We start from the raw sequence: 464 nt of genomic DNA, 5'->3' as shown, positions 1-464 counted from the left end.
AAAGAAGAACACCTTTCTTAACCGCAACTGGCATGCTGTAACTGCAGAATATAACACGCTCTACAACGGAAATCTCGCGTTGGACCTTGGAGTTGAGGCGTTAAACGAGACTTACCTGGATAATTACTGGGGCATATTGCCGGTAGAGCGAATGGAGATGCGGGAGGAAGTGCTGGCACCGGGCGAAAACCTGAACCCGAATTTCGCAGTAGCCGAAGAAAAAGCGGTAAAGGCCATCCAACGGCATTCCATGTTGATAGAAGGTTCCGAGAAGAATCCGCAAGTAGATGAAGCCTATCTTTTGCTGGGAAAGGCGAGATATTATGACCAGCGTTTTGTTCCTGCTTTAGAAGCTTTCAATTATGTACTTCACAAATATCCACTTAGTAATACCATCAATGAGGCAAGAGTATGGAGGGAGAAAACCCACATGCGCCTGGAATTCGATGAGCTTGCCATTCGAA

General features: G+C 46.3%; 1 protein-coding gene. It reads left to right on the top strand.

The genetic code is table 11. The features are described from left to right. A partial coding sequence (locus HC175_RS18340) for a tetratricopeptide repeat protein (protein WP_369074346.1) occupies positions 1–464 on the top strand: 464 nt, incomplete at both ends.

This window comes from Salinimicrobium oceani, from assembly GCF_012037645.1.
This window is presented reverse-complemented; position numbering and strand designations above follow the sequence as displayed.